Origin of the sequence: Brumimicrobium mesophilum (genome assembly GCF_003025005.1) — a bacterium.
In the GTDB taxonomy this organism is placed as follows: Bacteria; Bacteroidota; Bacteroidia; order Flavobacteriales_D; family Crocinitomicaceae; genus Brumimicrobium; species Brumimicrobium mesophilum.
On record NZ_PVSS01000002.1, the window covers coordinates 317,738 to 342,961 of the forward strand.

Sequence of the window (25,224 nt, forward strand, 5' to 3'; positions counted from 1 at the left end):
ACTCCTGTTATGGTTAATACTCTAAAATCAAATTCCATTCGCACCTAAAGATACAAGCAAGGTGATAAATGCTACAATAACTGTGGCTATAATAAGCGCTTTATTGCCATTACCTTCTTTGTTTTCCTTGTCTTTGTTAAATAATCTAGAGATAGCCATTACATATAAAAAAATAATTAGCGCTACGCCAACAGCTGCAAACAACAACCCAGCTACTTCTCCTCCGGAGCATATAATTAGACAAGACACTGCCGCTATTACATATAGTAATAACAGCAATAATAAAGTGAATAGGATAATAAGTAAAACATTAACAAATGTTGTGTTACCAGATGAAGTTTGGTTTATTGGCTCAACATTATTGATAATTCCAGAAGAAAGTGACCAATTGGAAAATTGAGAGATATTATTCATCATTCCACCGGCCATAAAAAAACCAAAACTAGATGATGTATTGACCGCCCCAATCAACGCAAGTTTCTTGGTCGAATTCAACGACCCTTGATTTTTCCAAAATTCCCATAATCCATAACTCATTCCAATTCCCGCCAGTGATATTCCTAAATGGATATTAGAAAAAGGAATTTCAAGCATGTGCCCTAGTCCTAATGATGTTCCAATCAATGCTCCTTTAGCACCAATCAATAAACTTCGTGATTGTTTGAGATTATCTGCCGCCCAATGCTGAATTTTCCTTGTATGTCTCCTTTTCACGAGGAATGGAGCGAAAAATGATAGTAAAAAAAAGCTATGGTAATTCCAAGAGTTTGTGCTTGTAGCAGTATCATCAGCGCTACTCGTTTTCGTTTTGGATGTTTGAACCTCTTCCCTATCTAAATCGTGATTACTTGGTATAGATTTTTTTAAATCTTCTTCTTTTGGAGTAATAGATCGATTTTCATCATTAATTTTTTCAACTTTATGATTTTTAGTTAAATGATTTTTTGAATTTCCATTTTTGAAATTATTCGCCACACCTTGAAAATCCAATACTACTTTTTCATTAAAAGTTGAAGAATTTAAATTTGATTCATTGATATTTCTGTTTTTTGAAAATTCTTCACGAGGAGAACTCTTTTCTGACGTTTTAGAAATATTACTTTTCTTATTGAAATGCCAACCTTTCAAATGCTTCCGCTTTTCGAATAAACCATTTCCACTTGCTCCACAAGAATACAAGAACAACGATAAAAAGGAAAGTGAAAGTAGGTAAAATATAAATCTTGATTTCATAAGTTCTATCATTAGTGAAGTGAGTGTAAAAACTTTTCGATTATTCACGAATAACCACCATAATAGTAACCAATAATATAAAGAATTCCAAAAAAGGCAATTGCAATTCCAAACCTAATTCCAGTTCTTCTCAAACTTTCTTGATAAATCCAAGAGTAATCTCCTACCGAGCGATTTCTAACTTGCATCGTGAAGTAATCAAATAATGTATATCCAAAATAGAGAATTGATATTATGGATTGATTTCTCCTTATTACGATATTCGAGTGTGATTTAATGGCTAACTTGATATAATTCAGAAACTTGAAATCTCGAATCTAAATGAGTTTTTTTGAAACAATTACAAAATCCGTCTTTTCATTGTTGGAAACTGCGTTATTTTGGACGTTTTTGGCAGTTTTAAAGTGCCAACCTTTCAAGTGCTTGCGTTTTTCAAAAATACCATTAAAACTCATTCCACACGAATATAGAAAAGCTGATAAAACCAGAAGAGCAAGAAAATTAATAAGTAGCCTTGGTTTCATTGATAGATCTAAACGGTAAGTTCTATGTGAAACTAAATATAAAAAATTGAACAAATAAAGGATCTTAATGCAGCTAATTTTTAAACTAAATTTTCTTCAATTGCACTGAAATTATTTGAACTGTTGTCGAATCAACTTTAAACTTCTCACTTACTCCAAATCCAAAAATTCCAATAATATTGCCCTTTTCACATACTAAAACTTGAATATCCTCCTTTACATGGGCCAAAACTTTTCTGTCTCGCAAAAACTTCCCAACTGACTTTTCTCCTTTCATTCCCAAAGGTTGAAAACGGTCACCAGATTGCCACTTTCTGAAAGTTAGCCTCCCTTTTATTAAAGAAGCGTCTATTAACAAATCATTTTGATTTAACTCTACATCTTCTTTTGAAAGTTCTTGAATTTCCAATTGAAACTGAGTTTCTTCTTCTCTTCGCTTCACAAAAATCAACTCCTTTCCTTCATTCCATAATTTAGTAAAATCATTACCAATAAACTTTCCCTTTTCTGAAATTGTGAGTTTTTTAATCTCTGAGGTTGAGTATTCACCCAAATCTTGTTCCGATAGAATATACTCTTTCTCCCAAATTGTTAATTCGTTCCAATCGGCAATTAATATGGAATCTGGAACTGGAAATCCTTTTAAAAACTTTAAAACTTGCTGATAAGATTCGACAATTGAAACTACATCTTGTATTGGGAAATTATTGGATTTCAACCAAGGTAAAATTTCGTTTCTGTACCAATTTCGTGTATAATTATTTGAAGCATTCGAAATATCTTCACGCCATTTCCAACCTTGTTTGTTGGCCAAAGAAATGAGATCATTTTTTGTATGTTTCAAAAGCGGACGTAAATATCCATTTCTGAAAACAGGCATTCCCGCTAGACTTCTTACCTTTCCGCCTCTTCTTAGCTGTAAGAAGAATGTCTCCACTTGATCATCATAATGATGCGCCAAAAGCACTGTTCCCCCCTCGTTTTCAATAACTTCGTCAAACCAATTGTAGCGCAATTGTCGTGCTGCCAATTGCGTATTCATCTTATTTTCCTTACTGAATTTCTTCGTTTCAAATTCATTTACTCGAACAGGAATATTTAACTTTTTGGCCAATGCACGTACAAATGCTTCGTCACCATTCGAAGATTCTCCTCGTAAATGAAAATTACAATGCAAAATACCTACATCCTTTTTCTGTTCATGCATTAAATGCAATAATACAACAGAATCAACTCCTCCGCTGCAAGCAACCCAATATTTTGCTGAATTATCCATAGGTCAATAAAACTTCTTTTAAGGCTCTTACTTTAATCATACATTCTTCATATTCCGATTCAGGTGAAGATTTTAATGTAATCGCTCCTCCAACTGGACAACTGATATTTTGCGTTTTTTCATTGTACAAAATACTACGAATAATCACATTGAAATCAAAATCTCCATTTGGACTGAAATAACCAACACTTCCGGAATACAAACCTCTTTTGAACGTTTCATGTTCTTCAATTAGCTTCATTGCGCTAATTTTTGGAGCTCCCGTCATACTTCCCATTGGAAACAAAGCTTTTAGTATTTCGAGAATAGTCACTTTTTCGTTTATTGTTGCGGAAACAGTCGAAATCAATTGATGCACAGTTTCAAAAGTATAAACCCCAAATAATTCATCCACTTGAACAGAGTTTCTTTCTGCAATTCGAGACAAATCATTCCTTACCAAATCAACAATCATCACGTTTTCTGCACGTTCCTTTTCACTTGCCAATAAATCGGTTTTCAATTGTACATCCTCATCTTGAGTCTTTCCTCTTTTGGCAGTTCCTTTGATAGGTTGTGAAATCAATCTGTTTCCTTCACGTTTTAAAAAGCGCTCTGGACTTGCAGAAAGTAGATATTTTCCTTTCCACTCCAAAAAACACGAAAAAGAAGCTTTTGTTTTCCGATTCAGTTCAAAATAGCTGGGCAAAGGTGCTATTTCACTGTTTTCCGCATAAAACTCTTGACAATATGTAACTTCATAAATATTACCATATTGAATCTCTTCACGTAGTTTTTCAATTTTTGAAATATACTCAGGTTTACTTAATCCTGCAGTTAATTCCACCTTATTAAGTGGCAAAATACTTCTCTGATTTTCAAACTCTTGAATAAAACTTAATGAATTTTGGTCAGCTTCACCTTTCAGAAAAGTTTGTTGACCATTTTCATCCCATTCCACAACATATTTAGGCACGAAAAATCCAATTTTCGGAAATCCTATTCGGTCTGGATTCTGAGAATCTAAATCTTCAATTTCATTTTTCAGGTCATAACTCAAAAAACCAAATCGATAATCATTCGTATGTTTATCAATAAAATCAGATGCATTTTCTAAACAATTACGACTGCTACATTCAAATACATCCAATGCATCAAAAGCCAAAATCGATTGATTTTTATTATTCGTTAAAAAAGTGAAGATTTTGTCCATCAAAAAATATATTCCTTATTATTACAGTAAAATTGAATTGAAAACACGAAAATAAGAAATTACCATGAAGCATTTGAATTGGATTGTACTTGTTGTATTATTTTTCGCAACATCATTTGTCACTTTTTCACAAAAAGAATCCGAAGTCAAAATCAAAAGTGATAAAGGGACAATTTATGGAAACTTAATTCAGGTGAAAAAATATAAAGAAGCACCTGTCGTAATTATTATTCCTGGTTCTGGACCAACAGATAGAAATGGGAACAGTACTTTCATTCAACCGAATTCCTACAAATTATTAGCCCAAGAACTCTCCGAAAATGGAATTTCCAGCTTACGATATGACAAATTAATGATTGGTGAAAGTCAAGGAGAATTAACAGAAAAGGATTACCGATTTGAAGACAATTCAGATCAGGTCACCGCATGGATTGATTATTTGGAGAAAAAGAAATTCACAAACATTATCTTAATCGGACATTCTGAAGGTTCATTAATTGGAATGCTGGCTGCACAACAAAGGAAAGTTTCAAAATTTATTTCCCTTGCCGGAACAGGCCGTGAAATTGATGTTGTTTTGTCAGAACAAATCGGAAATCAATCTCCAATCTTTTTAGAAGAAACAAAAACGCTCTTAACTAAAATGAAAAACGGCGAAACTGTAAGTGAATTTTCTCCAGAGTTAGCTGGATTATTTAGAGAAGATATTCAACCCTACATCATTTCATGGTTAATATATGACCCAAAGATTGAAATTGGAAAATTAGACATTCCAGTGCTTATCATTCATGGTTCAACCGATATTCAGGTTGTCAAGGAAGATGCAAAACTTCAAAAAGAAGGAAATGCTGAAGCAGAATTAAAAATCATTGATGGAATGAATCATGTATTAAAAACTGCTCCGGAAAACAAAGAAGAAAACATGAAAACCTATTACGATCCGAAATTACCTTTACATAAAGAGTTGATTCCTGTAATTGTTGGGTTTGTAAAGTGAGTATTGAATTTTGACACCCAACTAAATTCGTAATTATTTAATTCTGGATTTCCCTGCTAATTTATCCGATAAATAATACCTGAACATAAATTCCACTCCTCCTCTTCCTCTGCTGGCTTGAGTTAAGGATGAAACGTTCACATCATAAGCTATTCCAATGGCAAATCCACTAAAATCTATGATCAACTTATTTACAAACGCATCCTGGAATCTGTAGAAAGCTCCGTAGGAAATTGAGAAGTCATTTCTAAAACTTGTCCTTGTAGTGGATTGAATAATTTGATATTTAATATATGTTCCTCCCAGTATTTCTTGGGAACTTCCTTGGCGATGATAATATAATGCTGGCATCAAATTGAAACGAGAACCATTCAAAGTAAATTCAGCATCAATAAATCCAGAATACCTTATTGAAAGATCTTCATTCCCTCCTTGAATAAAGGAATAATCCGGACGAACTAAATGATAAGCTGCTGCACCTGCAGTAAAGATAAAACCATCAGAACGAAATGAATTTTGACTTAAAGAATTGTGTTTATAAACAAAACCACCTCCAGCATCAACATATCCAAAATTGCTGTTTCCAAAACTTTCTCCACTTGAAATAGCTGGATCAAAATCACTCCCATCATATTGACTAGCAAACAAGCCATTGACCTGATCGATTCCACGTTGCGCATATCCAAATTGTACACCTAAACCAAAGGTGCTTGTTCTGTCAATTCTAATATGATAAGCAAGATTTAAGTTCACATTTGAAGTCGTCATATTTAAGTCCCCTGCCACATCATGATAGAAATTAACTCCTAATGCTAGGAATCCAGTTCGATTCGAAGGGTGATTAAAATTTGCGTCAAAAGAAGCGCCAAGAGTTGTATAGGGAGACGCCACACTATTCCATTGTGTTCGGTAGTTTGCTATCGCATTATATTTTCCGTTCAGACCTGCAAGGGATGGGTTCACACTTAGCGGAGAATATTTCATTTGTGAAAAATGAAAATCTTGTGCAGAAATTTGATTAGTAAATAGAACCGCAAAAAAAAGACTGCAGTAAATTAACAAGCGATATAGAAGTGTTCCTTTCAAAGTGTGGTAAATGTAAACAAATTATAGAAACCTAAGAAACTTAAAGTTCTATGAAAATTAATCTTTGTTACTTATCATTTTTGGAATATCATCAACTAATTCGTGTAAGCTTTTCTCCTTTTCTTTAACTATTTAATGAACTCAATTGTTTTTTCGTCCTTTGGATTATAGTCAATACTTGACGTATAAAAATTTTTAATTTTCTGATAGAAAAACTTTTCCGAAATGCGAACCTCACGAAAACGTTCATGCAACTCATTGGAGTAAATCATAGATTGTCACAACTTGAAGCCATCATCATTCAATTTTTTGGCGGTGAAAAATAAGTATGTAAAACAAAAAAACCGTCTCAATTACTCGAGACGGTTTATATTTTAAAAATTAAGCTTAAAGATTAATCTTTTTTCTCTTCTTTTTCTAATAGAACTTTTCTTGAAAGTTTCCATTTCTTAGATTTTGGATCACGACCAACCACTTTGAACTTCAGTAAATCACCTTCTTTGGCAACATCTTCCATTTTAGCAATACGCTCGTTTGCAAATTCTGATACGTGAATCAATCCATCAACTCCTGGCATAATCTCAACGAATACTCCATAAGCTTGAACAGACTTCACTTTACCTTCGTAAATTGCACCTTCTTCAACAGTTGGAGGGAATGCAATTGAACGAATAGATTTCGTTGCAGCATCCATTTTCTCCGCTCCATCAGCTAAGATTTGAACGATACCTTCTCCAGTTTTCTCATCCTCTTCAATCATCACAGTTGCTCCTGTGTCTTTTTGAATTTGTTGAATGATTTTTCCACCAGGCCCGATGATTGCTCCAATCGCTTCGTTAGGAACACGAATAGTTTCAACTCTTGGTGCAGATGGCTTAAGATCAGCATTTGGCTCAGAAATAGTTTTTAAGATCTCTCCTAAAATGTGCATTCTTCCTTCTTTTGCTTGCTCTAAAGCTTCTGTCAATACTTCGTAAGGTAATCCGTCTACTTTAATGTCCATTTGACATGCAGTAATTCCGTTTGCAGTACCTGTAATTTTGAAATCCATATCTCCTAAGTGATCTTCATCTCCTAAGATATCAGACAATACAGCATATTTCCCTTCTTTGTTCATGATTAATCCCATCGCAATACCAGAAACTGGTGCTTTGATTGGAATACCACCATCCATTAATGCAAGTGTACCTGCACAAACAGTAGCCATTGAAGAAGAACCATTAGACTCTAAAATCTCTGAAACCAAACGAATTGTATAAGGATTATCTTCTGGCAATACGTACTTTAATGCACGCAATGCCAAGTTTCCGTGACCAATTTCACGACGAGAAACCCCTCTAATTGGGTAAGCTTCTCCCGTACTAAATGGAGGGAAGTTATAGTGTAACATGAATTTCTCAGTTCCTTGTCTAGTTGCAGAGTCAATCATTTGCTCTTGCATTTTACCACCTAAAGTAAGTGTTGTCAACGATTGAGTTTCACCACGTGTAAACACAGCAGAACCGTGAACCATTGGTAAATAATTTACTTCACTCCAGATTGGACGAATTTCATCAAATTTTCTTCCGTCTAAACGGATACGCTCGTTCAAGATTACATCACGAACAGCTTCCTTCATTGTTTTAGAGTAATAAGTGCTCACCAACTTACCGTGCTCAGCTAATTCTTCTTCTGTAAACAATGCTTTTACCTCTTCTTTGATTGCTTTGAATCCTTCAGAACGCTTATTTTTATCTGCTGAACCTTGACGAGCAACTTCTTGACATTTTGCGAATGCAAAGTCATTAATCCTTTGTGCTAAGTCAGCATCATTATCTTCGTGACAGTATTCTCTTTTTGGAGATGAAGTTGGAACTTCAGCAGCCAAATCAATTTGGAACTGACATTGTTCTTTAATTGCTTCGTGTGCGATTTTAATTGCTTCGATCAATTCAGATTCTTGTGCTTCGTGCATTTCACCTTCGATCATCACAACATCCTTCATTGTACCAGCAATCATTAATTCCATATCTGCTCTATCAAGTTCAGATTTCAATGGATTAACAATAAATTCACCATCAACACGTGCAACACGCACTTCAGACATTGGTCCATTAAATGGAATATCAGAAACAGCAATCGCAGCAGATGCAGCAAATCCAGCCAATGTATCAGGCATGTGCTCACCATCGTAAGCCATCATTTGAATCATTACTTGTGTATCCGCATGATAATCATCTGGAAACAATGGTCTTAATGCTCTATCAACTAAACGCATGATTAAAACTTCCATATCAGAAGGACGAGCCTCACGACGTAAGAATCCACCAGGGATACGTCCAGCTGCCGCAAATTTCTCACGGTAATCAACTGTTAATGGAAGAAAATCGATTCCTTCTTTAGCTTCTTTTGAAGACACAGCTGTAGCTAATAATACTGTGTTACCCATTTGTAACACTACCGAACCGTCAGCCTGCTTTGCAAGCTTACCAGTCTCTACTGAGATATCTTTACCTCCGATAGTGATGGACTTTTTTATTCCTATATTCATATTTATTTATTTACTTATTTGTTTTACAACAAGTCTTCAAATACTGCGTTATGCTTGTTTTTAAAAACTTCTTATCAAAAAATTAAAGAAATTAGTTTCCCTTGCTGTATTTTAACAAAAAAGGGGAACTTCGAATGATCTCGATTGCTCCCCTTTTTATTTAAATTATGTTGATCAAAAATTATCTTCTCAATCCTAATTCTTTAACTATCGCACGGTAACGCAGGATGTCTTTTTTCTTTAAGTAATCCAAAAGACTTCTTCTTTTACCTACTAACAATTGAAGTGCTCTTTGCGTAGCATAATCTTTACGATTGTTCTTCAAGTGACCAGTCAAATGACTGATACGGTAAGTAAATAAAGCAATCTGCCCTTCTGCAGAACCAGTGTCTTTCTCAGACTTCCCGTGCTTTTTAAAAATTTCTTCTTTCTTTTCAGTTGCTAAATACATTCCAATATTTGTTTAATGATTTTTATGTACGTGTTTCTTTAAACACAGCCGCAAAGATAGTGGTTTTATTTGGTTTAGCTATTAATTGGTAATTTATTTTAAATGAATTCTGTAGTTCTTTATATTTAAGTGTTAAACTCGGGATAAAATTGCATCAATCTTTAATCAATCATTGCACTTATAGAATAATTATAATCGATATCAAAATAGCTTTAACAATCACATCTGCAGCACAAAACTCTATTTCTCATCACATTTAGCTCCTTCAATTTAAATTAATCCCAAAAATAAACTACTTTTAATGTAATATTCCTTTCTAATATTAGGAACTATATATCATTCAAATCTTAAACTTCAAATAAATGAAAAAAATCTATTTAATGGGCGCTTTTCTAGCCACTTTCTTTTCAGTTGAAGCACAAAACTGTACTGGAGGAAGATATGACACAAACCAGTTCACAAATATTGATGTAACATCTGATATTCAATATGGCTCAAATTTAAACTTTGACGGCACTACGCAAAATTTATTTTTAGATGTTTACCAACCCTCTGGAGACACTGAGAATACAAGACCGTTAATCATATTTATTCATGGTGGCTCTTTTGTTTTAGGCTCTAAAATAGGGATTGATGTTGTTCCTTTAGCAGAAATATATGCAAAAAAAGGATATGTAACTTCTTCTATAAGTTATAGATTAGGAATGAAAGATTTATTTACACCAACAGGACCAGGTCCTTCAGGGGCTTCTGAAGCCGTTATGAGAGGAACTCAAGATGCAAGGGCAGCCGTTCGATTCTTTAAAAAATCTGTGGCTGAGGACAATAACCCCTATGGAATTGATACTACAAATATTTATTTGGTTGGTAGTTCTGCCGGTGGATTTATCGCTTTACACCTGGCCTATTTAGATCAATTATCCGAAATTCCAAACCATATAAATATGAATGATCCTTCTTTGACTGGGGGACTTGAAGGGAATTCGGGAAATCCTGGTTACACTTCAGACGTAAAAGCGATTGTAAACTTAGCAGGCGCAATTGGTGATGCTGCTTGGATGTCAAATAGCACAACACCTGTTTTGAGTTTACATGGAGATGCCGACGTTACTGTGCCATTCGGAACGGGTTTAATTACAGTGGCTATTTTCGACCTTTTAGTTGTTGATGGTAGCGAAAGCATTCATGTCAAAGCTGAAAGCTTTGGAATTAAAAATTGTTTCAAAGCTGAATACGGTGCAGGACATGTACCTCATCAAAGTAATGCAGCATATTTAGATACAACAGAACAATACATCACTCAGTTTCTATTGAGTGAAGTTTGTGGCGAGGTTGATTTTTGTATTTGTAATACCCCGGCTGACCCAATCGCTTGTCACCCATTAGATGATCCAGCCGGAATTACTATCCAAGAATTGAATGAATTATTGTTGATGTATCCAAACCCAGCGAAAAGTGAAGTTGCAATTTCTTTTGAAGGCTTTAACATCGAAAACATTACTCTTTTAGATATGAATGGAAGAACAATTCAAACCCAAACTGTGAATGATTCATTTGCAGATTTCAATATCAGCTCTTTAAATAAGGGAGTTTACTTTGTTAAAATAGAAACCGAAAAAGGGATCTTGACTAAGAAATTGGTTGTTGAATGATTGTTCAATAAATAATTTTATTGCCTCAGTGTCATTAGAATACTGAGGCTTTTTTTTATATATTAGGCTCTGCCTTTTTAAGTCATATGACTTATTTTGAAGTGAGGTATTCCAATAATAAATTAAATTGGGAATAAGTTAAATGAGATCTGTCCACCTATGAATATTGGATTGAATTTTTTTTTCAATTATCAAACAGAAAGATTGCAATGAGAGTCACCCTATTTTACTAGAAAAGTCTAATATATAAAATCAAAAAGCTCAAAGATTTCTCTTTGAGCTTTTCCAAAATCCGTCGACTGTCGGTAGACTTATCGTACTTTAGTATGAAATTCTATGTTTTCATTTATTCTATTCTATTTCTAATTAAACACCTTGTAAAATCCAGAAATATTTGAACTTCCCGGTTGTTTGAATTAGAATATTAGAATCAATTATGTAAGATGGTTCCCGCATAAATAGGACGCTCATTCATCTCTGGATTGAAAATTTGAACCTTCCAAATAAATGACTTGTTACTCGATGTCATTTTCCCAGTTCTTTGATCTTTCCCATCCCAAGCTTCGTCAGCATCAGTTGAAGTAAATACTACACCATTATCAATAGGATCAACTATTGTCAATTGGAAACGAACATCTCTCTCTGTTAAAGAATAAGGCATAAATGCTCTGTTTCTTACATCTGAACCATTTGGTTTGAATGCATCTACAGCCATTAAATTATACTTATCTCTAATTCGTACTATTTTTGAAGTTTCAGATGAGCATCCATTTGCATCTGTAACTTGCAATGAAATCTGGTATTCACCTTTATCGAAAAAGTTATGTTTCACAATTGCTCCTTCTCTTTGAATATCACCATCAAAATCCCAAGAATAGTTAGCGAAATCTTCATAAGATTCGGCAATTACCACAGGCAAACCACCTTCAAAAATATTAGCTTCTAAATTGAAATCTGGAGAAAATGCCTCATGCACCTTTATATACTTCGTTTCAATTAGTTCACCTTCTTTGTTTACAAAGTTGATGGAAATAGACTCTTTAACAGTTAATTCAAATGAATTACCACCATTCAACTCAATCCATTCACCATTCCACTGGAAACGAACTTTATCATTTTTAAATGAATTCGTGATTTCGACAGTTTCTCCGTAACAGACAATCGCATTAGAGATATGTCCTGCCACATATTGAGTTTTCTTCGTCAATTTTTCCACTGGAACTATAGGGGGCGTAGGCTGCTCTTCTTTCTTAGGTTCAACTTTTGGTGCATTTTTTTCATTAATTGAAACTTTTTCTTTCTTAGGCTCTACCTTTATTTGCTCATTAACAACAGGAAGAACTTCTTTTTTCGTTACAATTAAATCTTCAACAACTCCTTCTAAATTATCAGTTGAAACACCTTCTTCTTTATTTTGCTCTTCTTGCACAACAGTAATAGGTGATTCCAATTGATCCTCATTTTGAACAACTGCAGTTTCTGTAATCTTTGGCTTATTCTCATCATTCCATAAGAAAAAAGAACCTGTAATTACAGCTCCTACCAAAACAGTTGAAAGCACCCATTTAAAGGCACTTGAAATTGCACTACCACCGGCAGCAGCATTTGCATTTAATTGTGAGTTGACTGCATCCCAAGCTTTAGGATCGTATGCAACTTCATACTCCTCTAAACTACTTTTGAACGCTTTTTCTAAATTATCTTTCATTATCTATATTGATAAATTTTTCGCTTAATATCTTTCTTAAATTTTGCTTTGCTTTAGCTAGGTTTGATTTCGATGTTCCTTCATTGATGTCTAGAATCTCCGCAATTTCTTTATGCGAATAATTCTCAATCACAAACAAGTTGAAAACAGTTCTATATGCTGGCGACAATTCTTGTATTGCTTCCATGGCATATTCTGCTTTGATTTTAGTAATATCCTCATCGAAATCATGTTCTTGAACTGAACTTCTGTCATTGAAGACATATTCTTCATCTGTTGAAAAAGGTTGACGGTTTCTTTTACGGATAGCATCAATCGATGCATTCACCATAATTCTGCGCACCCAACCTTCAAACGAACCTTTAAAATCAAAATCCCCTAGCTTCTCAAAGATCTTTATAAAACTCTCCTGAACAACTTCTTGAGCTCTGTCTCGATCTTTCGTATACCGCATACAAACCCCCATCATCTTCCCGTAGAACAATTTAAATAACTGCTCCTGAGCACTTCTATCTTGCTCGGCACAGCGTTGAATTAATTCTTTGAGTTCGTCGTTGTTCACTTTTGTTTCATTTTAAAAACGAATGATATTTACTGGGGTTGCCTAAATAACGTAAAGATATTAAATTGACCTTTTATCCTGTAATTTGTCGACCGCAAAACTAAAAAATTTATGCTTTGAATAAAATACCTATTTAAACATTTCAAATTCGAAGGTTAATTGATAATTATTCCAGATATACTGCTGCTTTTTTTGATTAATTTCTTAATTTCGTGGGCAGAATAATCTATTAAAAAATAAAATTATACCATAATGAAAGTAACAGTTGTTGGAGCAGGTGCCGTAGGAGCAAGTTGTGCAGAATATATTGCGATGAAGGATTTCGCAGCAGAAGTTTGCGTGTTAGATATCAAAGAAGGTTTTGCTGAAGGAAAAGCAATGGACTTAATGCAAACTGCCTCATTAAATGGATTTGACACAAAGATTGTTGGTTCAACTAACGATTATTCAAAAACAGCTAACTCAGATATCGCAGTGATCACTTCAGGTATTCCAAGAAAACCAGGAATGACAAGAGAAGAATTGATCGGAACAAATGCAAACATTGTTAAGACTGTTGTTGAACAACTAGTAGCTCATTCACCAAATGTTATCGTTATTGTTGTGAGTAATCCAATGGATACAATGACTTACTTAGTACATAAAGCAACAGATATTCCTAAAAACAGAATTATTGGAATGGGTGGAGCTTTGGATAGCGCACGTTTCAAATACAGATTAGCGGAAGCTTTAGAATGTCCAATTTCTGACGTTGACGGAATGGTAGTTGGTGCACACAGTGACACTGGAATGGTTCCATTAACAAGATTGGCTTCAAGAAACGGAGTTCCTGTAACTCAATTCTTAAGCGATGAGCAATTGGCTACAGTAGAACAAGAAACACGTGTTGGAGGTGCAACATTAACTAAATTATTAGGTACTTCAGCTTGGTATGCGCCAGGTGCTGCAGTTTCTGCTTTAGTTCAAGCAATTGCTTGTGACCAAAAGAAAATGTTCCCATGTTCTCTTTACTTAGAAGGTGAATACGGACAAAACGACATTTGTATGGGAGTTCCAGCATTGATCGGAAGAAACGGAGTTGAAGAAATCGTAGAAATCGAATTATCTGATGACGAAAAAGCCAAATTTAATGAAGCAGCTGATAAAGTTCGCGATACAAATGGAGCTTTGAGTTTATAAGATTCAAAATACTTTTATATGGAAATGGTTGTTGGAGAAATTCAACAACCATTTTTTTATGGCTTCCACTACTCTAGTAAAAGCCCGGTAAATTGTGTTAATTCCTATTTGGGCGGCTACTCTGGCTTTCTACTTCAATCTTTCACTGCCAAGTTTACAATTAATCTTCCCAAAGGAGCTTCCGTTAGTCGCTCTTTCGCTACGTTATTTGTAAAAGCTCAGCAGAGAAAGGATTTCCTTGACAATCCAGGCCGCGGGGTGAATACATGAATTAAACATTTAGAAATAAAACTTTCAATACTACTTCATAAGTCAAGCTTCAAGCCCCAATAGCTATAAGCCTAAGATTCAAGTGTAACTTTTCAATGGGGAAAATTGTCTTACTACTATAATGGTTCAATAAAAATATTAATTATGAAAACGCTGATCACTGTTACTCTATTCTTTTTTTGTTGGAATTTATCCATTGGACAAGTAAATTCTACAAAAGACAATTTTGAACGAAATACAATTTATGCAGAGGCATTTGGTCAAGGATTTTGTTGGTCATTGAATTATGATCGACTTTTCAATACCGAGAAAAGGTTTATGAATTCGTTTACTGCAGGTTTAGTTTATGTTCCACAGCCTATAGATTTTGGAGATGGGATTTATTACGGGATTCCTGTCTCGTATAACTGGTTACTAGGTAAAAAAAGTCATCATTTAGAGTTAGGAATCGGCTTGACATCACTTTTGGTAAATCCACATTCTAATAAAAAGTCAAGTTTCTACGCTTACTTAACTCCTAAAATTGGATATCGTTTTCAAAGACTACAAGGAGGATTGTTTTTCAGAGCTACATTAACTCCAATGATAGATATATTGAGTGTGAGCACTAGCAATCTGGGAAATGTAAAAAATCGTAGTTTTTCAACACTAAGCAATGTTGCTGGACTTGGATTTGCGGCTTTTCCTTGGCCAGGATTGAGTATTGGATACACTTTTAAGTGACAATCGACAGGCAGCAATACCTTCGATTTTAATATTGATGTAAATGAAATGTATGTCATCTTCGATATAAGATATAGCAAACAGTCCGCCACAAAGCCTCAATCGTTGTTTATTAAATAAATCTAAAAAACTATATATAAATGAATATAGTGCAAGTCTGTTTTACAATATTATATGCTATTACATATAATCAAGCAAATAATTCCTGATTCCAACATCTCACGAAGTAAATCATTCCCTTCACGTGTACACTCTCTCTAAGCTTCAACCTTCTCTCCCTAGGATTTTCTCACAAAACAACCTTTATTCCACTGGAAAACATTTACTCAACTTCACCCCTGCTCCTAGACTTGTTTTACTCAATTCATCTATATCTGGAAAGTCGATAACCAAAAATCCACTTGTTGGCAAACTAATTCTTTCATCAAGTAAATAGCAGGCTAAATCAGAAATCCCTTTATTGTGCCCTATGATTAACACATCATCAGTTGGGTGATTAACATTCCAAATAAAGTTCAATAATTTAGTTCTTTCAGCTAAATACAAATCGTCGAGAAACTCTAGCTCCTCAACTTCTAAAACTGGAGCGATTATTTGCCAAGTTTCTTTCGTTCTTTGAGATGAAGAAGAAAATACCGTAAATTCATGATTACTGTATTCGTTTTCTAATCTTTTCTTAACACGTTCAACTTGATTTCTACCTAACTCAGTAAGGCCTCTATCGAAATCTTTTCCTTCTTTTGATTCCTTTTCTGCATCACCATGTCGAAGTAAATATAATCTCATGAATTCTATTCTTTAATTTGTAAATGGCGAAGTTTCAAAATTTTATTGAATTTTACCAACCTATTCTCTTAAAATTCCGTTTAAATTAATGAAAAGTGTTCAAATACATTATTCTTATTAATTTGGGGAACAAGGAAAACATAAGAAGAGTCAATAACTACATGCATATAGATGTCAAACTACTCAAGGCTTGCATTAAAAACAAGCGCAAAGCTCAAGAAAAACTCTATGAGGCGTGTTATTTGTTTTTGATTCCTATTTGCAAGCGTTATCACAATAGTGAGCAAGATGCTCGCTCAGCTTACAATGTGGCTTTTCTAAAAATCATTGATAATTTACACAAACTAGACTTAGAGGAGGTACCTTTCGCTGCTTGGGCAAAACGTGTGATGACAAATACGCTAATTGACGAATACCGAAAAAACAGAAAATACCGAGAAAGAATTAGTAAAAGAGATCAAGAACGGGAATTAGAGTATCATGCTGATGGAATTATAAATGATGCTGAAAGGAACTTCGCCGAAACCAGTATTATGCAATTACTCGAATACCTTAAACCAGCCACAAAACGTGTTTTCATTCTTTATGTAATTGAAGGTTATACCCATAAAGAAATTGGTGAAATTATGGATATGTCAGATGGAACTTCAAAATGGCATTTATCCGTTGCAAGGAAAGAACTTAAAATACTACTCGAAAAACAAGAAAAAATTAAATTGCAGAACTTAGCAATATGAGTGAAGAAAATAAAAATATAGACCAATTGTTTCGTGATGCAGCGCAAGCTGAAAAAGCACCGCAATACAATAAAGCATATTGGAATGAAATGAATGCTATGCTTAACGCTAGAGATGCTAGAAAAAAGGCTTTCTTACTATGGGCTTTTGGAGGTTCTGCAGCTTTTGCTGTGCTCCTGTTTTCATTATTTGCATTAAATATGGACGACTCAACTATCGAACAGCGTTATGCGAGAGAAGAAGTGAATTTAAATATCGAGAAATTAAATCATGCTAGAATTGAAAATTCTAATCAACAGGAAAACTTGAATATTTCCAATGAATTTAATGCAGTTGAAAATTCTACAATAAATGATGAATATGAAAGCAAGAATCTTAAAAACAATGTCATTGCGATGAAAGAAAATGGAGAATCTGTGCGCTCTTCAGCTAAGAAAAGCAAGAATTCAGTAACCTACACTAATACCAATGAATTGAATAATTTAAAATCAGAAACTGAAAACCTTTCACAGCACGCTGATAAGGTATTGGATAAAAATTTAAATGCACAATTCAGAACTTCAGCGTTTGAAAAAATCAACTATTCACTTCCATATGAAGAAACGAATCAATTATCACAAAGTAGCTCTGGGAATATTATTCAATCTACTTCAAATGTTAAAGCACCTATCCGCTACATTTTATACACAAAATTCAATGCGGGATTGATGGAGAATTACAAAACCAGTCGACCATTCGAATCTAGATTGTTTGATTTATCTTTAAATTTAGAAATCAATATGAATCACGTTTTGTTGCGTACCGGACTCGGAACACAGCTAACAAGTAACGCGGATTTAATCGTATCTCAAAGAAAAACAATTAATGGAACAACGGTGATTAACCAGCAAAAGGATTTATCCTACCAGAACTTATTTGACATTTACATTCCATTAGAATTTGGTTATGAATTGAACAACACCTCTTTCGGAATTGGTGCTCAAGTGAATTATTTAATGACAACTTCGATGAATTTAAATAATTATGAAAATAAAATTCTCGTCAATACAACAAGGCAATATGGAAATAGAAATGGTTTGAACAGTTTCTCAACACAAGGATACATTTGGATAGAACAAAGGTTCACTCCAACTATTTCTTTAGGGTTAAAAACAGGAACTAATATTTCTGGTAGAATTAAGGATGGTGCTTATTTTAATGAATCTGCAACGACTAATCCAATATATGGACAGTTATCTCTAAGGATGAATCTATTGAAATAGTTTGATTTCAAGGTTCCTTATTAATCTTATTTGAATAAAACCTAATAACCGACTTATTCTCAGCTTCATATCAAACCAATAATTGAGGTTAAATGAACTCATTTCCATTCCGCACAATATTCTACATTCAAAGCAAAGTAACAGATAGACATCTTAAATTAATATAAAATATTCCTTGTCAAATTCTTATTTCAATAGTACATTTAAGACTTGAAACCACACAGTTACTTTAGTTTCGCGTATTTTTCGTACATTTCATGAAATAAATTCATTATGATGAAAGCACTTTTACTCACTTTGATTGTCCTAATTTCTCTAACCTTAAATGGTCAAATCACAATTGATGATTCAGATTTCTTTCAAACAGAAGATTCTGTTGGGATTTCGATTTCCGATGATTTAAACATTGATTTTACAACAACTGGAGCTAATTCCAATTGGGATTTTTCAAACCTCACAGCAAGTGAGCAACTATTTGAAACCGCACGAAGTTTAACTTCAGGAGGAATAATAATAAATCTACAATTTGGCCCATTTGCCCCGTCGGAATACCAATCTTCCTATTTTCAAAAATTTGATGGATTACCAATTGACGAAATAACAAGTTTTCTTCCTATTCAAGTTAATTCAGTGAACAGAATGGTGAAACTAAACAGTAATGAATTAACTTACCCTGGATTTAGTTTAGAAGCAGAAGGACAATCAATAGGATTTCAAAGTGATACAATCGAAATTGGATATGAATTCCCTCTAAATTTTGGAGATAGTTACTCTTCAGTTGGTTATACAGATATTAATTTCTCGCCACTTTACGAAGCAAGGATAAAAATGCATCGCCAAAGGACGAGTACGGTTGATGGTTATGGACAGTTAACCACACCACATGGAACTTATGACGTTTTGAGAATCCATCATTCCATTGAAGAATTAGATTCTATTTATATCGAATTTGGACCAATTCAACAATGGATACCATTTCCAAGAATAACGAGTGAATATGAATGGTGGGCGAAAAACAAGAAAAGACCTGTTTTGAAAATTGAAACTGAAACCCTTTTTGGTGCAGAGACACCAAGTAGAATTTCTTACCTCAATAATCAAGTTGCTCAACTTGAAAAAAATGAACTCGAAACGAAGGTTTACCCTAATCCAAGCAATGGAATTATAAATATTGAGTCTTTAGTCTTGATAAACACCATTAAAGTTTTTAGTACAGACGGAAGAATGGTGTATCAAAAAGCCACATCAGGAACAAATTCAACAATAAACCTTTCACATTTAACACCTGGAATGTATACCATTCAAGCAATCTCACCAAAAGGTCAAAGTTTTAATCCTATTATCATCAAATAAACATTAATTTTGCACAAAAGGCAGATCGTTTGTCGCTGTCTCGATTTAATATCGGGAAAGAGGAAAGTCTGGGCAGTATAGAGCACCGTACTTCTTAACTGGAAGGGTTTCGAGCAATCGGAATACAGATAGTGCCACAGAAATAAGTAGCCTAGGAGTCAAATTCTGGGTCATAGTGAAAAGGCGAGGTAAGAGCTCACCGCTTCAATGGTGACATTGTTGGCTAGGTAAACCTTACGGACTGAAAGACCATGTAAACCAAGGCTAAAGGGCTGCTCGCTCAACTTGGAGGGTAGGTCGATGGATCCCGAGGGTGACTTCGGGACTAGATAAATGACAAACAGCCATCTTCGGATGGTGTACAGGACCCGGCTTATGATTTGCCTTTTTATTTTTTTTCTTAACTTTGATATATGGAATTTTTAGATGAAAAATTGGAGGAATATGTCAATGCACATACTACACCAGAATCAGAAATATTAAGTGACCTTAACCGTCAAACCCACATTAACGTTCTTCAACCAAGGATGCTTTCGGGGCATTTACAAGGTAGAACTTTAAGTTTACTCAGTAAAATGATTCAACCAAATCGCATTTTGGAAATCGGAACTTACACTGGATATTCTGCTATTTGCATGGCTGAAGGCTTAAAAGAAAACGGAAAACTTATCACTATAGATGTGAATTATGAATTGGAAGACATGGTGAAAAACTATGTCGACAAAGCAGGATTTAAAGATCAAATTGAGATGAAAGTTGGTGATGCGATGGAAATTATTCCAAAACTGGACAAAAACTTCGATTTAGTCTTCATTGACGCCGACAAATCAAATTATTCGAATTACTTCGATTTATTGATTGCTGATTTACCAAAAGGTTCAATTATGATTGCAGACAATGTTTTATGGTCTGGAAAAGTAATTGAAGAAACCAAGAAAAATGATAAAGACACAGCAGCATTAAAGGTCTTCAACAAAAAAATTCAAGACGATGATCGCGTTGAGAATGTCTTACTTCCGATTCGTGATGGTTTAATGGTGATTCGAAAAAAATAAAATATGCACACAGATTTACGTTCAGATACAGTGACTAAGCCATCCAAAGAAATGAAGGCTTTTATGATGGATGCTCCTGTTGGTGATGATGTTTTTCAAGAAGACCCTACAGTTAATGAGTTAGAAAAATTCGCTGCTGATTATTTTGGAATGGAAGCCGGATTATATTGCTCATCTGGTACCCAAACTAATCAAATAGCAATCAATGTTCATTGCCGACCAGGAGATGAAGTGATTTGCTCAAAAGATGCGCATATTTACTTTTACGAAGGAGGTGGAATTGCTAAAAACAGTGGAAGTTCAGTACTTTTACTTCCTGGAAATCGTGGAAGAATAACTGCAGAAGATGTTAGAGGCGGAATTAAAGATCCAAATAATCCGCATTATCCACTTACTAGTTTAGTGTCACTAGAAGACACAATGAACCGGGGCGGTGGTGCCATATATGATTTCGAAGAAATTAAAGCTATTCGTAAAGTATGTTTAGAAAACAAACTTCCACTCCATTTGGACGGTGCTCGATTATTTAATGCATTAATTGAAAACAATATTCCGCCAAAAGAATATGCGGCACAATTTGATTCTATTTCAATTTGTCTTTCTAAAGGTTTAGGTGCTCCAGTGGGTTCAGTATTACTTGGAGCAACAGAATTTATCCATAGAGCTCGACGTGCAAGGAAAGTTATGGGAGGTGGAATGCGCCAAGCAGGAATCATTGCAGCAGGAGGACTTTATGCGATGAAAAATAACATTGAAAGATTAAAAGTCGATCATCAAAATGCTAAATATTTAGGTTCTGAATTAGAAAAGCTTGATTGGGTTGAAAAAGTTTTATCTGTTCAAACCAATATTGTTGTTGCTAAACTTTCTGACTCTGTTGATGTGAATGCTCTAATTGCAAAGTGTGCAGAAAAAGACATTCATTTTATGGCTTTTGGAGAGCAAACTATTCGAATGGTGACACATTTAGATGTGAACGCCGACAATATGGAATACACGCTTTCCGTTCTAAAGGAAATTTAATTCACGAATCATGTTTTTTCAATTGAATAAATGGTTTCTTCTCGTTTCCTTATTTCTATTATGGAGCTCATGCTCTGATGATACTGAATATGAAATCGTAAACTCAGATGAAATTTTACCACAATCTCAAGGTACTTACACGTATGAAGAAGATTCCATTGAGTTGGATGAAGTTGAATTATCATCCACTCAAAGAACACTTTCGCAAATTTTTAGCACTATAGATTTTGATAGTGAAAATATTTTAAAAGAACGAGAAATACTTTTTATGCCCAATCGACTGGGTTTTACTGATAAAGAGGAAATCTATTTCACTAATGACAGTATTCCATATCATTTTATAGAGTGGGTATTTGAAGACAGCTTAAAAACAGTCAATGCTTTTTACAATTGGATGGATTGTTTTGGAAATAAGTGTAATTCGGTTAGAATAAACGAAGAAATAAATGCAAACAAAGAAGCATTTGTAATTTGGATTTCTAATAATAAAATCTCCTACCTTTCGAGCACTAAAACTATTAAAAGAAGAATTTATCAAGATGTTCTTTTAAATAATGAAGAGAAAAAATGGAATTATATTCTTCAGCAAGCACCGCGAGGGAAAATAAATTGGGTGGTGAGTTCAACTCCAAAAATTGAAGATGAAGCTGAAGAAAAATAAAAACCAATGATTCTCAAGCTAAACTTGCTCAACCATTGGTTCATTTGCATTATGGAAAAGTTTAGTTTTCTAAAATGACTCTAAATTAACGTCATTCTCTTCCATGTTAACTTCACATTCTTTTATGGCAGATTCAAACTTCTCATTTAACTCTGACGATTTTTCATTGTATTCTTTAGGATTTTCAAAAGTTTCAGTTGCTTTTTCAACGTAACATTCACAATCGTAACCTCCCATTGTGATACAACCATTTTTAACTAAGTTTTTTTGATCATCTGACCAACCTCCTCCGCAAGAAGTAAGAAATAAGAACGCGGTTCCGAGTATAAGACTAAATAGTTTATTCATAAGATTTTTTTGTAAATTTGGAATAAGATTTGTTTAAAAATAAACATTATTCATTAAAATCAAAAATATGAAATCAAAATTAATTGTTGCTTTATTCATTGGTGCAGTACTTTCGTTTACGACAAATGCACAAAATGTAACTGTTTCTGGTGCTACATTTCCGGCTAAATTTAAAATTAGTGATAAGGTAGTAGAATACAATGGTGCAGGTTTACGTCAAAAGTACTTCTTCGACTTATATGTATCGGCATTATATGTTCCTAAAAGAACAAGTGATGCACAAACAATAATTGATCAAAACGAAGAGTCTGCAATGCGTTTGAAGATATTATCTGACAAGGTAACGCGAGATAAATTCTTAGAAACTGTAAAAGGTGGATTCTCAACATCTACTGAAGGAAAAGCGAGTAATGAAGAAATTGAAGGATTCATGAAGATATTTAAAGAAGACTTCAAATCAGGTGATGAAGTAATTTTACTCTATAAACCAGAAAGTGGTATTGAGGTTTATCACAATGGAAAACACTTAGGTGGAGCGAAAGGATTAGAATTTAAAAAAGCACTTTGGGGAATTTGGTTAGGAAAAACTCCTGTTGATGAAGGGGTTAAGAATGCCATGCTCGTAAAAGTCTAGTGTTTTTTGTTTAGAAAGCTCATTATCTGCGTTCCAACATTTTTTTAAATCAGTTATTGACTAATGTCAACTCTTTAAATTTAAAAAATATTGCGCCTTGTTAATGAGCTTTCTAATTCAAAAAACAGATTCAACAACAACTCCTTAAAATACAAATTAATCACGCCTAACGCTCAAGCTTTCAATTTCAAAAAATAGATTTCAACGGTAACTCCAAAAAGAAATTTCAAATAGCTTCTGATATTATAATTCAGAAGCTATTATTTTTCTAATTCTCTGATCATTTCGTTTCTTTGTAGTTATGAAAATTGGTTTACTTTCTGATACACACAGCGTACTTGACAAGCGTGTTTTTGAATACTTCAAAGATGTTGATGAAATATGGCATGCTGGAGATGTGGGAGATCCTACAATTATAAATCAGTTGGAGGAGTTTAAACCGTTAATTGGTGTATATGGCAATATAGACGACACGGCTGTTCGGCAAAAACTTCCTGAATTTAATAGATTTGAAAGAGAAGGAGTATCCGTTTTAATGACGCATATAGCAGGAAAACCTGGGAAATATTCCACACCACTTCTGAAAGAATTAAAAGAAAATGGAGCGCCACAATTATTCGTTTGTGGACATTCGCATATCCTTTTAGTAAAATTTGACCCTCGATTTAATATGCTATGGCTAAATCCTGGTGCATGCGGAAACCATGGTTTTCATAGCGTAAAAACACTATTGCGCTTTGACCTGCTTAATGGAGAAATAAAAAACTTGGAAGTAATTGAAATGGGAGGAAGAGGTATAGAAGTTTGAGGCATTAGGCAAAAGGCAAAATAAAAAACTGTGCTTCTTTAATATCGTTTTTGAATCATTGTTTAATTAAATTTTCCTTTTATACACATAACTTACAATTTTTCATAAATTCGAGCGTTGAACAAATCAGATGAAACGACTAATAATAATCCTTGCCTTAATTCCATTTATCACCCTAGGACAAACGGGTGGAAACAATGCTTTTCCATTTTTAGACTTACCGGATAATGCAAGGTCTGCAGCATTAGGTAGAAAATTTATCACCGCATACGATGATGATATAAATATGGGAATTCAAAACCCAGCATCCTTCAACTCTCAAATGGATAATTCCATCGGATTTAACCAAGCCTTATTGGCAGGTGGTGTTAATCATGGAATGGTAGCCTACGCTAAAGACATCAACAACGTTGGAACAGGTGCAATCCATTTAAGATATGTGGCCTATGGAAATATGGACAGAACAGATATAAATGGAGACAAAATCGGAACATTCTCGGCCGGAGATTTCGCATTAGGAGGAAGTATTGGTCGTGAGTTAAATCCAAATATTTCTATTGGAGCAACAGTTAATCTAATTTGGTCTCAATTAGAATCATACAATTCAATGGGAATTTCTGTTGATTTAGCAGGTATGTACAGATCTATAGATAAAAGAACAACTGTGTCAGCCGTGGTAAGAAATGCAGGCTTCCAATTAACCACCTACACCGACAATACCCGAGCGCCATTGCCAATTCAAGCAATGATGGGGATTTCGCATAAGTTAGAGCATGCACCTTTTCGTTTTTCACTAGTTGCTCATCATTTAAACAAATGGGATTTAACTTATAATGACCCCAATGCTGTTCCAACAACAGATCCTTTAACCGGAGAAGTTGTTCCAGTTGAAAAAGCTGGATTTGGAGAAAAACTAGGACGTCATCTTATTTTTCAATTAGAAACCCTTTTAGGTAAAACAATGAGAATTAGAGCTGCTTTCGACTATAATCAAAGAAGAGAAATGTTAGTTCAAAATCGACCAGGAATGGGTGGATTTTCATTTGGAGCTGGTCTTAATTTCAAAAGATTTACAGTTGATTATGGATTGTACATCTATTCTAGTGCAGGATTTAATAATTTAATTACGCTAAGAACAGATTTTGATAATTGGAGAAAATAATTTTTAGTACTT

Annotated in this window: 25 protein-coding genes and 1 other RNA gene; 14 read left to right on the forward strand and 12 right to left on the reverse strand. The window is 34.2% G+C overall.

The genetic code is table 11. The annotated features are described in order from the left end of the window. Positions 1 to 27: 27 nt before the first annotated feature. The 4 genes from C6368_RS03060 to C6368_RS03075 form a co-directional block, all read right to left on the reverse strand. Positions 28 to 1,233, reverse strand: coding sequence for a hypothetical protein (locus C6368_RS03060; protein WP_107037710.1), 1,206 nt, complete (start codon positions 1,231 to 1,233; stop codon positions 28 to 30). Positions 1,234 to 1,277: 44 nt separating this feature from the next. Continuing rightward, a complete protein-coding gene (locus C6368_RS17215) occupies positions 1,278 to 1,421 on the reverse strand; it encodes a hypothetical protein (protein ID WP_159038405.1) in 144 nt (47 codons plus the stop codon). Between the two features lie 421 nt (positions 1,422 to 1,842). After that, the gene (tilS, locus tag C6368_RS03070; protein WP_107037712.1) at positions 1,843 to 3,033 is read right to left on the reverse strand and encodes a tRNA lysidine(34) synthetase TilS; all 1,191 of its coding nucleotides are present in this window, start codon (positions 3,031 to 3,033) and stop codon (positions 1,843 to 1,845) included. Beyond that, entirely contained in the window at positions 3,026 to 4,225 is a 1,200-nt protein-coding gene (locus C6368_RS03075; RefSeq protein ID WP_107037713.1) for an anthranilate synthase component I family protein, read from the reverse strand. The genes tilS and C6368_RS03075 overlap by 8 nt, the downstream gene beginning before the upstream one ends. 64 nt (positions 4,226 to 4,289) lie before the next feature. Here C6368_RS03075 and C6368_RS03080 point away from each other — a divergent pair, with 64 nt between their 5' ends. Beyond that, positions 4,290 to 5,222: an alpha/beta hydrolase gene (locus C6368_RS03080; RefSeq protein WP_107037714.1), complete on the forward strand. Its 933-nt coding sequence runs from the start codon at positions 4,290 to 4,292 to the stop codon at positions 5,220 to 5,222. A gap of 33 nt (positions 5,223 to 5,255) precedes the next feature. Here C6368_RS03080 and C6368_RS03085 read toward each other — a convergent pair whose 3' ends face one another. The 4 genes from C6368_RS03085 to rpsO form a co-directional block, all read right to left on the reverse strand. Next, complete coding sequence (locus C6368_RS03085) at positions 5,256 to 6,308, reverse strand: PorP/SprF family type IX secretion system membrane protein (RefSeq protein ID WP_159038406.1); 1,053 nt, start codon at positions 6,306 to 6,308, stop codon at positions 5,256 to 5,258. Between the two features lie 128 nt (positions 6,309 to 6,436). Beyond that, entirely contained in the window at positions 6,437 to 6,580 is a 144-nt protein-coding gene (rhuM, locus tag C6368_RS03090; RefSeq protein WP_107037716.1) for a RhuM family protein, read from the reverse strand. A gap of 122 nt (positions 6,581 to 6,702) precedes the next feature. Continuing rightward, on the reverse strand, positions 6,703 to 8,838 hold the full coding sequence (locus tag C6368_RS03095; protein ID WP_107037717.1) for a polyribonucleotide nucleotidyltransferase: 2,136 nt from the start codon (positions 8,836 to 8,838) through the stop codon (positions 6,703 to 6,705). A gap of 181 nt (positions 8,839 to 9,019) precedes the next feature. Further along, a complete protein-coding gene (rpsO, locus tag C6368_RS03100; RefSeq protein ID WP_107037718.1) occupies positions 9,020 to 9,289 on the reverse strand; it encodes a 30S ribosomal protein S15 in 270 nt (89 codons plus the stop codon). A gap of 362 nt (positions 9,290 to 9,651) precedes the next feature. Between rpsO and C6368_RS03105 the strand changes: the two genes are divergently transcribed. Further along, positions 9,652 to 10,941: a T9SS type A sorting domain-containing protein gene (locus C6368_RS03105; RefSeq protein WP_107037719.1), complete on the forward strand. Its 1,290-nt coding sequence runs from the start codon at positions 9,652 to 9,654 to the stop codon at positions 10,939 to 10,941. Positions 10,942 to 11,371: 430 nt separating this feature from the next. On the opposite strand, the gene C6368_RS03110 is transcribed toward C6368_RS03105, so the two are convergent. Then, positions 11,372 to 12,649, reverse strand: a complete 1,278-nt coding sequence (locus tag C6368_RS03110; RefSeq protein WP_107037720.1) for a PKD domain-containing protein — start codon at positions 12,647 to 12,649, stop codon at positions 11,372 to 11,374. Continuing rightward, a complete protein-coding gene (locus C6368_RS03115; RefSeq protein WP_107037721.1) occupies positions 12,639 to 13,211 on the reverse strand; it encodes an RNA polymerase sigma factor in 573 nt (190 codons plus the stop codon). The genes C6368_RS03110 and C6368_RS03115 overlap by 11 nt, the downstream gene beginning before the upstream one ends. A gap of 252 nt (positions 13,212 to 13,463) precedes the next feature. Here C6368_RS03115 and C6368_RS03120 point away from each other — a divergent pair, with 252 nt between their 5' ends. Together C6368_RS03120 and C6368_RS03130 are read left to right on the forward strand one after the other, a co-directional pair. Next, complete coding sequence (locus C6368_RS03120) at positions 13,464 to 14,390, forward strand: malate dehydrogenase (RefSeq protein WP_107037722.1); 927 nt, start codon at positions 13,464 to 13,466, stop codon at positions 14,388 to 14,390. Positions 14,391 to 14,804: 414 nt separating this feature from the next. Next, on the forward strand, positions 14,805 to 15,383 hold the full coding sequence (locus tag C6368_RS03130) for a hypothetical protein (RefSeq protein ID WP_199851582.1): 579 nt from the start codon (positions 14,805 to 14,807) through the stop codon (positions 15,381 to 15,383). A 303-nt stretch (positions 15,384 to 15,686) separates the two neighbouring features. Here C6368_RS03130 and C6368_RS03135 read toward each other — a convergent pair whose 3' ends face one another. Continuing rightward, positions 15,687 to 16,169 (reverse strand): SixA phosphatase family protein, encoded by a 483-nt coding sequence (locus tag C6368_RS03135; protein WP_107037724.1) that lies wholly within the window; start codon positions 16,167 to 16,169, stop codon positions 15,687 to 15,689. 95 nt (positions 16,170 to 16,264) lie between these two features. Here C6368_RS03135 and C6368_RS03140 point away from each other — a divergent pair, with 95 nt between their 5' ends. From C6368_RS03140 to C6368_RS03170, 7 genes are all read left to right on the forward strand, one after another. Next, positions 16,265 to 16,906, forward strand: a complete 642-nt coding sequence (locus C6368_RS03140) for an RNA polymerase sigma factor (protein ID WP_159038407.1) — start codon at positions 16,265 to 16,267, stop codon at positions 16,904 to 16,906. Next, entirely contained in the window at positions 16,903 to 18,168 is a 1,266-nt protein-coding gene (locus tag C6368_RS03145) for a hypothetical protein (RefSeq protein ID WP_107037726.1), read from the forward strand. Before C6368_RS03140 ends, C6368_RS03145 begins: the two co-directional genes overlap by 4 nt. A gap of 273 nt (positions 18,169 to 18,441) precedes the next feature. Further along, positions 18,442 to 19,521, forward strand: a complete 1,080-nt coding sequence (locus C6368_RS03150; protein WP_107037727.1) for a T9SS type A sorting domain-containing protein — start codon at positions 18,442 to 18,444, stop codon at positions 19,519 to 19,521. Between the two features lie 16 nt (positions 19,522 to 19,537). Continuing rightward, positions 19,538 to 19,913, forward strand: an RNA gene (gene rnpB / locus C6368_RS03155) — RNase P RNA component class A. Positions 19,914 to 19,934: 21 nt separating this feature from the next. Continuing rightward, on the forward strand, positions 19,935 to 20,576 hold the full coding sequence (locus C6368_RS03160; RefSeq protein WP_107037728.1) for an O-methyltransferase: 642 nt from the start codon (positions 19,935 to 19,937) through the stop codon (positions 20,574 to 20,576). A gap of 3 nt (positions 20,577 to 20,579) precedes the next feature. Next, positions 20,580 to 21,599 (forward strand): threonine aldolase family protein, encoded by a 1,020-nt coding sequence (locus tag C6368_RS03165; protein ID WP_107037729.1) that lies wholly within the window; start codon positions 20,580 to 20,582, stop codon positions 21,597 to 21,599. Positions 21,600 to 21,609: 10 nt separating this feature from the next. Next, positions 21,610 to 22,260: a hypothetical protein gene (locus tag C6368_RS03170; RefSeq protein ID WP_107037730.1), complete on the forward strand. Its 651-nt coding sequence runs from the start codon at positions 21,610 to 21,612 to the stop codon at positions 22,258 to 22,260. Between the two features lie 69 nt (positions 22,261 to 22,329). On the opposite strand, the gene C6368_RS03175 is transcribed toward C6368_RS03170, so the two are convergent. After that, positions 22,330 to 22,608: a hypothetical protein gene (locus C6368_RS03175; protein WP_107037731.1), complete on the reverse strand. Its 279-nt coding sequence runs from the start codon at positions 22,606 to 22,608 to the stop codon at positions 22,330 to 22,332. 67 nt (positions 22,609 to 22,675) lie between these two features. On the opposite strand from C6368_RS03175, the gene C6368_RS03180 reads away from it, so the two are divergent. The 3 genes from C6368_RS03180 (at position 22,676) to porQ (ending at position 25,212) form a co-directional block, all read left to right on the forward strand. Then, entirely contained in the window at positions 22,676 to 23,242 is a 567-nt protein-coding gene (locus C6368_RS03180; protein WP_107037732.1) for a chalcone isomerase family protein, read from the forward strand. A 301-nt stretch (positions 23,243 to 23,543) separates the two neighbouring features. Further along, on the forward strand, positions 23,544 to 24,050 hold the full coding sequence (locus tag C6368_RS03185) for a metallophosphoesterase family protein (protein WP_107037733.1): 507 nt from the start codon (positions 23,544 to 23,546) through the stop codon (positions 24,048 to 24,050). A gap of 130 nt (positions 24,051 to 24,180) precedes the next feature. Further along, positions 24,181 to 25,212 carry a type IX secretion system protein PorQ gene (gene porQ, locus C6368_RS03190; protein ID WP_107037734.1) on the forward strand — a complete coding sequence of 344 codons (1,032 nt, stop codon included), beginning with the start codon at positions 24,181 to 24,183 and terminating at the stop codon, positions 25,210 to 25,212. Positions 25,213 to 25,224: the final 12 nt, after the last annotated feature.

Coding starts and splice junctions, on each gene's coding strand:
- C6368_RS03060 (WP_107037710.1), bottom strand. CDS start 1,233: ATGAAATCAAGATTTATATTTTACCTACTTTCACTTTCCTTTTTATCG.
- C6368_RS17215 (WP_159038405.1), bottom strand. CDS start 1,421: ATGCAAGTTAGAAATCGCTCGGTAGGAGATTACTCTTGGATTTATCAA.
- tilS (WP_107037712.1), bottom strand. CDS start 3,033: ATGGATAATTCAGCAAAATATTGGGTTGCTTGCAGCGGAGGAGTTGAT.
- C6368_RS03075 (WP_107037713.1), bottom strand. CDS start 4,225: ATGGACAAAATCTTCACTTTTTTAACGAATAATAAAAATCAATCGATT.
- C6368_RS03080 (WP_107037714.1), top strand. CDS start 4,290: ATGAAGCATTTGAATTGGATTGTACTTGTTGTATTATTTTTCGCAACA.
- rhuM (WP_107037716.1), bottom strand. CDS start 6,580: ATGATTTACTCCAATGAGTTGCATGAACGTTTTCGTGAGGTTCGCATT.
- C6368_RS03095 (WP_107037717.1), bottom strand. CDS start 8,838: ATGAATATAGGAATAAAAAAGTCCATCACTATCGGAGGTAAAGATATC.
- rpsO (WP_107037718.1), bottom strand. CDS start 9,289: ATGTATTTAGCAACTGAAAAGAAAGAAGAAATTTTTAAAAAGCACGGG.
- C6368_RS03105 (WP_107037719.1), top strand. CDS start 9,652: ATGAAAAAAATCTATTTAATGGGCGCTTTTCTAGCCACTTTCTTTTCA.
- C6368_RS03110 (WP_107037720.1), bottom strand. CDS start 12,649: ATGAAAGATAATTTAGAAAAAGCGTTCAAAAGTAGTTTAGAGGAGTAT.
- C6368_RS03120 (WP_107037722.1), top strand. CDS start 13,464: ATGAAAGTAACAGTTGTTGGAGCAGGTGCCGTAGGAGCAAGTTGTGCA.
- C6368_RS03130 (WP_199851582.1), top strand. CDS start 14,805: ATGAAAACGCTGATCACTGTTACTCTATTCTTTTTTTGTTGGAATTTA.
- C6368_RS03135 (WP_107037724.1), bottom strand. CDS start 16,169: ATGAGATTATATTTACTTCGACATGGTGATGCAGAAAAGGAATCAAAA.
- C6368_RS03145 (WP_107037726.1), top strand. CDS start 16,903: ATGAGTGAAGAAAATAAAAATATAGACCAATTGTTTCGTGATGCAGCG.
- C6368_RS03150 (WP_107037727.1), top strand. CDS start 18,442: ATGATGAAAGCACTTTTACTCACTTTGATTGTCCTAATTTCTCTAACC.
- C6368_RS03160 (WP_107037728.1), top strand. CDS start 19,935: ATGGAATTTTTAGATGAAAAATTGGAGGAATATGTCAATGCACATACT.
- C6368_RS03165 (WP_107037729.1), top strand. CDS start 20,580: ATGCACACAGATTTACGTTCAGATACAGTGACTAAGCCATCCAAAGAA.
- C6368_RS03170 (WP_107037730.1), top strand. CDS start 21,610: ATGTTTTTTCAATTGAATAAATGGTTTCTTCTCGTTTCCTTATTTCTA.
- C6368_RS03175 (WP_107037731.1), bottom strand. CDS start 22,608: ATGAATAAACTATTTAGTCTTATACTCGGAACCGCGTTCTTATTTCTT.
- C6368_RS03180 (WP_107037732.1), top strand. CDS start 22,676: ATGAAATCAAAATTAATTGTTGCTTTATTCATTGGTGCAGTACTTTCG.
- C6368_RS03185 (WP_107037733.1), top strand. CDS start 23,544: ATGAAAATTGGTTTACTTTCTGATACACACAGCGTACTTGACAAGCGT.
- porQ (WP_107037734.1), top strand. CDS start 24,181: ATGAAACGACTAATAATAATCCTTGCCTTAATTCCATTTATCACCCTA.